Annotated in this window: 6 protein-coding genes; 3 read left to right on the top strand and 3 right to left on the bottom strand. The window is 49.6% G+C overall.

What is annotated here, in order from left to right; translation table 11 throughout:
- Positions 1–70: 70 nt before the first annotated feature.
- Positions 71–373, bottom strand: a complete 303-nt coding sequence (locus tag ABGY95_RS06345; protein ID WP_347440850.1) for a hypothetical protein — start codon at positions 371–373, stop codon at positions 71–73.
- A gap of 320 nt (positions 374–693) precedes the next feature.
- Positions 694–2,223 (bottom strand): pyridoxal-phosphate dependent enzyme, encoded by a 1,530-nt coding sequence (locus ABGY95_RS06340; protein ID WP_347440849.1) that lies wholly within the window; start codon positions 2,221–2,223, stop codon positions 694–696.
- Positions 2,224–2,536: 313 nt separating this feature from the next.
- Between ABGY95_RS06340 and ABGY95_RS06335 the strand changes: the two genes are divergently transcribed.
- Together ABGY95_RS06335 and ABGY95_RS06330 are read left to right on the top strand one after the other, a co-directional pair.
- Positions 2,537–3,028, top strand: coding sequence for a redoxin domain-containing protein (locus tag ABGY95_RS06335; protein ID WP_347440848.1), 492 nt, complete (start codon positions 2,537–2,539; stop codon positions 3,026–3,028).
- Between the two features lie 106 nt (positions 3,029–3,134).
- Positions 3,135–4,448: an alpha/beta hydrolase gene (locus tag ABGY95_RS06330; RefSeq protein WP_347440847.1), complete on the top strand. Its 1,314-nt coding sequence runs from the start codon at positions 3,135–3,137 to the stop codon at positions 4,446–4,448.
- On the opposite strand, the gene ABGY95_RS06325 is transcribed toward ABGY95_RS06330, so the two are convergent.
- Positions 4,445–6,085 carry a 4-alpha-glucanotransferase gene (locus tag ABGY95_RS06325; RefSeq protein ID WP_347440846.1) on the bottom strand — a complete coding sequence of 547 codons (1,641 nt, stop codon included), beginning with the start codon at positions 6,083–6,085 and terminating at the stop codon, positions 4,445–4,447. The genes ABGY95_RS06330 and ABGY95_RS06325 overlap by 4 nt on opposite strands.
- Before the next feature lie 693 nt (positions 6,086–6,778).
- Here ABGY95_RS06325 and ABGY95_RS06320 point away from each other — a divergent pair.
- Positions 6,779–8,585: DNA topoisomerase (locus ABGY95_RS06320; RefSeq protein ID WP_347440845.1), on the top strand; the 1,807-nt coding region annotated here is incomplete at its 3' end.

Here is an 8,585-nt window from a genome sequence, read left to right as displayed (position 1 = left end):
GAGCTTTGCGAAACAGACCCCACTAAAGCCAAGGGAGGGGGTGGTCTGGGGGTGCTACGTGAAGGAAGGTTTAGCGGCTAAAGATAGGAATGGAACCTGGGGACGTTGAGCTTTGCTTGCCCAGGAGCCTACGACCGACACCCGCTTTTTGGAATGGTGAATTACCAGCATGCTGAAGCGATGGTTTGCTGTTTGGCGAAACAAATGAAATTTGTTTTGGCGACGACGAGGACAGCACTTGACGCTTCAGCTCGGAAGCAGCACGGAGGGCGGAGGCATGTGCTGGAATGACGAAGGAATCGAAGCTGATGCCAGAGTGTGGGGTGTGGAGTGCGGCGCGGATGCTGGATTTTCCTATGACCATAGATGACATCTATATGCTGTAAGTCTTGCACCGCTTTACTGCTTCATAGATTGTCTGTCTACTTTTTCACTCAGATGTTTATAGGTCATTTGGCACAGGCTCGGTTTTGAACGGTGGAGCCAGTGCTGATACTAATCAGCATCTGGGCCGTTGTTCAAGTTAAGCGGTGCACTTCCGGTTTGAATCCAAGGGACATTGAATGGCATCTATCGGCCACCACCAGTTACATAATGCTTCCCAGCTCAAATTGACTGTCTAGAAATGTGTGTAAGCAATGCCATGTGCCAACGCTTGCAGCCTGCACAAGCCTCCTACGCGCACCAGAGAAATCACCCGAGCAACCTCTTCAGCGTCTCGTCGCTGACTGGTCGGACGTCGCGAATGTCGCCGCCGACCATGACGTTGAGAAGGGCTTTGCAGGATTCTTTAGCTGCTTCGTTTTCGAAGTCCATGCCGACAAGGGCACGACCCACGCGCTCACCTGAGTATTCGTAATTGAAATAGCACAGACTCGTAAATTTGCTGACCTTCTCCATGAACTGCTGGAATGCTCCGGCGCGCTCAGGAAATTCTATATTGACGAACAGCGGGCAACTGAAGAGCTCTGGTTCGTAGTTGATAATACGGTAGCCGACGATCTCCTCGGTAGAAACATCGGCAGCGGTGACACCTCTCTGTTCGAGCAAGAGATCTACCTTGGCATAGTCTTCAGCCGAGCCGATCATGCCGAGCACTGGAAATTGAGCGGAGGAGCCGACCCGCCCGTACTGGAGATCGACAATGCTAACCTCCTTTGGCAGATCCGTGAGGAAACCTAGTAGTGAGCCCTTTCCTTCCGGTATAGGCACGCGGAGGAATCTGCGCTGCTTAGACCCAATACCAGCGCGACGTGAAATGGTGGCTAGTTGAGCAAAATCCATGTTTGCTCCAGAGATAATGCTCAGCACTTTCTCGCCAGGTTTTATCTTACCGGCTGCGCAATCTTTTGTGATCGCGGCGAGGCCCATTGCCCCGCTCGGTTCTGGAATCGCTCTGACTGTTTCCCAAAGTCGGCGCACACCGTGACAGACTTCGTCATTGCTCACTGTGACGACCTCTTCGAGAAGCGCGTCACAGATTTTAAAAGTATTGGTTCCAGCTTTCCTAACAGCAGTGCCATCGCAGAAAACATCGAGGTATTCGAGCTTAGTAGGTTTACCTTCGGCAATTGCAGCTTTCATCGAGGCCTGTCCCTCACCTTCGACGCCAATAACCTTGCAGTCTGGCCAGTACCTCTTAAGCCAGCAGCTCACAGCAGCAGCGAGACCGCCGCCTCCAACAGCAATATAGACGCGGTCAAAAGGGCCATTGCCACTCATCACTATTTCATCCGCTACAGTGCCCTGCCCACCCATTGTGAAGACATCGTCATATGGGTGCACGTATTCTGCACCGACATCTGCACAATATTCAAGCGCAGCGATACCTGCATCATCATAAGAGTCACCAATAAGGCGTATTTCAACATTGTCACCACCGTGACGCTTCACCTCACGCTGTTTCACCTCAGGAGTAGAAACCGGCATGTAGACGATTGCTTTACAATCTAGCTTACGAGCAGCCAGAGCCACCCCTTGCGCATGGTTTCCAGCTGAAGCTGCAACGATACCTTTAGCCCGTTGCTCTGGTGATAGAGCCGCCATGGCATTGTAGGAACCACGCCACTTATAGGCTTTGATGGGCCCGAGGTCTTCTCGTTTCACCCATACTTCGCAATCGTACTCACTAATCTCAAGCTTATGCAATGGCGTGGGGTCACCGGCAGCGTAGACGCGTTGGCGCGCCATGAGTATCTCTTGAAATAGTTGTTCTTGGTCCATAATTATTGGACAGGAATAGTCCCACGCCACGCCCATGGGTCAAGGCTTTTGCTTGAGACAAAACCCAGCGGCCACCGCACTCACTGAATCAACTTTCTACAATCCTGTCATCAATACATCCCAAATTCCCGAAGTTTGGTGACGTAGCTTAAACCACAACACCCGCGACCACTTACTCTAGTATGACTTTCTGGCATGGCTACTTTTGACGCATAGCTGCGCTAAAAGCGCTTGGAAAAACAAACCATGTAGCCACCTAGATCTAACTAGATCTCTCTTGCCTTACCCAGACAATTAGGTAAAAACTCCTTATATGAAAATTAACGTAGGCGACAAAGCACCAGACTTCACACTCGTTACCCTTGGAGAGAACGGCCCTGAGACTCTCACACTATCCGAACTCATCGGAGAGACTAACATTCTACTTCTCTTCGTACCAATGGCCTTTACCGGTGGTTGCACAGCTGAGTTCTGTGACATTTCAAAGAACATCAGCACCTACAATGCTCTCGACGCAAAAGTGCTTGGTATTTCTGGAGACAATCCATTTGCCAATGCGGAGTGGGCCACAAAAGAAGGCATCAGCCTCACTCTTCTTTCTGACTACGAACACAAAGCGACTGCTGACTATGGCATCGCATACGAGTCTTTCCTTCCCGAGAAAAACCTCATCATGGGAGGCGTTCCGAAACGTTCTGCATTTGTAGTCGATAAAGCTGGTGTAGTCCAATACGCAGAAGTACTCGAAGTCCCAAGTGACATGCCAAACTTCGACGCTATCCAAGAGTGCCTCAAAAGCCTCTAGCGAATAGCTGCAGAAAGCAATTACTCACACAGCCCGCTGAACATTTGTTCGCGGGCTTTTTTTATCGGCTATCGACAGCTGAATAATCCTTAGTTAGAGAAGGTGTATGCATTACCTACGTTCCTTCCTCACCATCCTTGTAGCCTTGTGTGCGTCTTGCGGAAGTAATGCCCCACTGGTGTTTGACCTAATGCCGGCACCCGCTGCCTTTACCGACACCGGAATCCGCTTACCCAAAGAAGATGAGTTGGTAAAAAACACGACATCCCACGACATTTTCTATGCGACCGATCGCAGACCTGCCACAGCGAAAGACAAGCAGCAGTTCTATACCAGTCAGCGCGGCAATGCGCTACGGCTAGGCCGCGCAGAAATAGAAACTGGCCGCGATGACCTCACTTGGCAAGATGCCCGAAAGGTTTCATTGCTCAAAACTCGCTCTGAAAAATTTCCTATCAAGGTAAAAGCGGTAAAAGAATATGGAGTGATGGACGAATCTGTTCATAAATATTCAATCCTGACACAAGACGACATCGACACGTCGGATTCCGCGACAAAACAGTACATTAAAGAAATTAATAACAAACTCGCTAAGTCAAAGAATCGCACCATCAACATTTTCGTGCATGGCTATAAGGTCACCTTTGAAAACCCAATTTTGACCACAGCGGAGATGTGGCACTTTCTAGCCTACGATGGAGTCTTTATTGCGTATTCTTGGCCATCTACCCCGAAAGCTCTCGCGTATTTTTCAGACACAGAAACAGCTCTAGTTTCATCGCGTCACCTTCGAGACCTCATCCTATTTCTCTCCAGACGCACCAATGTCGACAAGATCAATGTCATCGGTTACAGCGCCGGCAGTCGCGTAGTCACAAGAGCAATGGGCGATCTAGCCATCCTGCAAAAAAATAAATCTCACGCTCAAAATAAAAAGGAACTAAAGCTGGGAACTGTTGCCATTATAGCTGGAGATGTTGACCGGAAACTTGTCGGAGGCTACCTGCTAGATGGAGCTGACAAACTCATGCAGCAATTTCTCATTTACCAAAGCGACTCAGACAAGGCTCTTTCCCTCTCTAGTTTCCTAACCAACAGGAACCGGCTAGGCCAAACTTTTGACCTCAATCAGGTTGATAAGATGTCGATCCAATATCTCAAAGATAACCCGCACATCGTCGTGATTGACGTGAGTGACGCGGAAGCCGCAAGAGCTGGAAACGGTCACGGATATCTGCGTAACAGCCCATGGGTGACTAGTGACCTACTCATGGCATTGGCCTACTCGCTGGAGCCACAAGACCGGGGGCTAGCACTAAAGCAAACTGGCATTCCGTTCTGGACCTTCCCAAAAAACTACACAGAAGGCCTAGCTAAAGCGCTCCGCCGCTCCAACCCTGATTTATTCGACAAGCACTAACAACAACGGCCGTGCTTCACGATCAAGCGTTGCAACCTTTTCATTTCTTTCTCCACAGCCTTCGGTATCGTGCCAAACTCCCAGCTAACCCGATACGTCCAGTTCTGGTCACCCACTGTACCAGGAAAATTGATTTGCGAGGCGCTATCAACTAACTCATTAATTTGAATCGCAGCATAGCGGGATCCCGTGCGCAGCAGTGCATCTAACAACACCTGTTTAAGCTTATGAGAATACGCTGGGTACTGTTTCCCTCTCCTCGGGACTGGTAGTCCAGCAAATTGACTAAGAACCTTAAGCTTTCTTTCCCCCTCTCGTTTTTTAGGCCCTGAATCTGCTTCACTCCTAGCCTCCTCCCATAGCTTTTTCAGCGGGGCTGTGTCATGCGTGCTATAGCAAGCAAACGAGCACTCCGGATGGTCTTCCGCTGGTATCACTTTACCTCGAGCGTCTAACTCCCATTGGCAAATTTTGAATCCTGCCACCCCTAGCTCGAATAAATGCGGCCGCACATACTCCGGTACCATCCCGAGATCTTCTCCAATAACCTCGGCTCCCTCAGCTGCATCGATCACAGCCCTAATATACTTATCGCCATCCAGTAAGTTTTGCGCCTTATGCACCATAGTATCATCTTCACGCGGGAAGAAACCTGGCCTTCTTCCCTGGGCCATTTTTGCCGCCTTCTCAGCATCCAGCGGTAGGAACTCAGCATTTCTACTTGGGTGCCAAGGGAAACTATAAATTCGATAGAAACCTAGAATGTGATCGATCCGGAATTGATGGAAAACCGAGCTTAGTGATGCTATACGTCTCTTCCACCATTGGAAATTACTCCTCTCAATCGCATCCCACCTATACACTGGCACGCCCCAGTTTTGTCCCCATTTGGCTGTGAATGGATCTGCTCTAAACTCAGTTTCCGGTGGGGCTCCACCAAAGAGATCCAAATGGAACCACTCTGGTTCAAAAAACACGTCAGCACTCGCATAGCTCACCCCAATAGGAACATCACCCATCAGCCTAACTCCCACTTTATCTGCATGTAATCGCACCTCTTCCCATTGCGAAAATGCATGCCATTGCTCCCACGCATAATACTCCTGTGAGGCTAGCACCTCTGTACGATTTTGACGTTTTCTTCGCAGTTCATAGCGTTTTGCTTTTGCTGGAGAATTAAATGCTTCAGGCCAGAGTGACCGATCTTCTTGCCCAGCCGCTTCATCTATCAGCCATCGGTACAAGCAATAATTACGAATCCATGATTTGTGCTTTTTCTTAAAAGATAAAAAATGGGAATCACCTTCCACCTTTTGAAACTTCTTGAATGCTTGGCGCAAAACGCGCTGTTTCACCTCCCAAACCGTAGCATAATCCACAGTCGCAGCGATGCGCGCCACCCCACAGGCCGTTCGAGCTTTATTCAGCATAGCTGGCCCCACTCCCTTTATTTTCTCAAGATCCAAGTAGATCGGATCCAAGGCCACCGAACTAATAGCACTATACGGACTGCGATCAGCTCCAGTCACATTGATCGGTAAGAGCTGCAAAAAACCTACTTTATGCTGGGCGAACCAATCTAGACATTGCTTCACTGCCGTTGTGTCTCCAATCCCTAGGTCACCCTTACGACGCATCGAGAACACTGGAAATAAAACTCCAGTTGACCGTTGATTCTCTATTTTCACCATATACCCCTAAGATAAAACCTTCTCCAATTCACTTGGCAACCGCTATTTTTAACCTTTTACCTTTTCCTCCTTTCCTAGCTCCAGCTAAGCCCCCCCAATTCATTGCTAGGCCCGACAGTGAAACAATTTTCTAATCTAGAAAGAATTACGACTAGCATATCAATCTACAGACGGCCCCTCAGCGGAAAATTAATCTACTCTCTGACCTCCTTGATCATTCTTACCATAGCGCTTCTCACCATGACTGTAGAGTGTTCTCAGCCTAGCTGCGCGTGCCGATCTGCATTTCCAGCGGCCGGCCTCATTAGTATTAGTGCCATTCAAAAGCTGTGTAAGCCCACTAGAACATCAAAAACCTGAAAACCTCTAATCAATCAACAAGCACTAGCAGACAACTATTCACAAAACGGTATTCCAGTTTGCCCTGGTGGTGGAATGTGTGCTTTTTTTCTCAAACTATTTCAGAAGCCGGGATACTAGTCGCCGAATCTAGGCACCGTGTACATCTAATCGCGCCCAAGAAAACCATGGACTGATGAAAATACTAAATTAGTTCACTACCCATTTCCCCCTTTATCAGAAGCAAAACAAAAATTTACCTTTTCAAAAACCCATTTGCAGCCTAATTCCAGTCTTAGGATGTCTAAGACTCTAATCATTGCTGAGAAACCCTCGGTCGCTACCGACCTATCACGCTCCCTGGCCAAAGCACCAGGAATGGCTAAATTTGATAAAAAAGGAAAGGCACGTGATGTCTACTTTGAGAATGAGACACACGTCATCACCTCTGCAGTTGGTCACCTAGTTCAGCTGAAAATGCCGACTGGACCAAACGGCAAGAACCTCCCATGGAAGTTCGATGTTCTCCCAGCAGTTCCCAAACACTTTGATCTCGAACCGATAGAGCAATCCGAAACTCGCCTCAAGCAAGTTCTTAAGTTATGCCGACGGAAGGACATCGACACGATCGTTAATGCTTGTGATGCCGGCCGTGAAGGTGAGCTTATCTTCAAATACATCCTCGAGCTGGGTAAAATCAAAAAGCCCGTGAAGCGCCTATGGATGCGCTCTATGACCAACCAAGCGATTCTTGACGCATGGGCTGGCCTCAGAGACGACGCAGAAATGGAGAACCTCACTGCAGCAGCCAAGTGCCGCTCCGAGTCGGACTGGCTCGTCGGTCTAAACTCCACCCGTGCCCTTACTTGCTTCCGCTCACGCCACGGTGGCTTCAACATCACATCCGCTGGCCGCGTTCAGACACCAACTCTCGCTATCCTGGCTAAACGCGAAAAGGAAATCCGCTCCTTTATCTCCACTCCATACGCTGAAGTCCACGCAAATTTCTCTGTGGAGGCTGGCTACTACGACGGTCGCTGGATTGACACGGAGTGGAAGAAAGAGGCTGGAAACGTACACTCACGCGCAGAGCGCCTGTGGGAAATCACCACAGCCCAAGCGATCCAGGACCGCTGTGAAAGCAAAATGGGTACCGTCACAGAAACCAAGAAGCCGACGAAACAGGCATCACCACAACTGTACGACCTCACCACACTTCAGCGTGAGGCATCATCCCGCTTTGGGTTCTCAGCTGGCAGCACACTCAAACTGGCCCAGTCACTCTATGAGCGCCACAAGATGCTCACTTACCCGCGTACTGACTCCCGCTACCTCCCTGAGGACTACGTCGCTACCGTCAGCAACACGATTGACGCAATCGGTCAGAACTATGACCCTCTCGCGGCCTTCGCAAAGGATATCCAAACCAACAACCGTCTCATTCCAACCAAGCGCGTATTCAACAATGCCAAGATCTCTGATCACTTTGCTATCATCCCAACTGGCCGTTTCGTCAAACTTTCTGAGCCTGAGCAAAAGCTCTTCGAACTTGTCACCAAGCGCTTCCTCGCAGTCTTTTTCCCATCAGCAGTATTCGAAAACACCCGCCGTGAAACGACAATCTCTCACGCAGATGGCATTGCTGACACCTTCCTCACCACTGGTAAAATTCTAGTAGAGCCAGGCTGGCTCGCGGTCTATGGCCGCCAAGTAGGTGTTGCTGCTGGCAAAGACGAACTTTGCCCAGTTTCCGAAGGTGAGAAGGCACAGGTCGAAGAAATTACTGTCAAAGAGGACGAGACTAAGCCACCAGCGCGCTACAACGAAGCCACTCTCCTTTCTGCGATGGAAGGTGCGGGCAAGCTCATCGACGACGAAGAACTACGCGAGGCCATGGCTGACCGCGGACTGGGAACTCCAGCCACACGTGCTGCGACTATCGAGGCACTTATCCGCCAAAAATACATCGCTCGCGACGGACGTGAGATCCACGTGACAGCTAGCGGACTAAAGCTGATCGAGACCCTACATGAAATCGGAGCAACCGGACTCACATCGGCAGAGATGACTGGTGACTGGGAAAGCAAGTTACGCCAGATGGAACAAG

The sequence above is a fragment of the Rubritalea sp. genome (assembly GCF_039830215.1).
Classification (GTDB): domain Bacteria; phylum Verrucomicrobiota; class Verrucomicrobiia; order Verrucomicrobiales; family Akkermansiaceae; genus Rubritalea.
The sequence above is the reverse complement of the archived record's forward strand: the minus strand, read 5'-3'. Positions and strand labels throughout refer to the sequence as shown.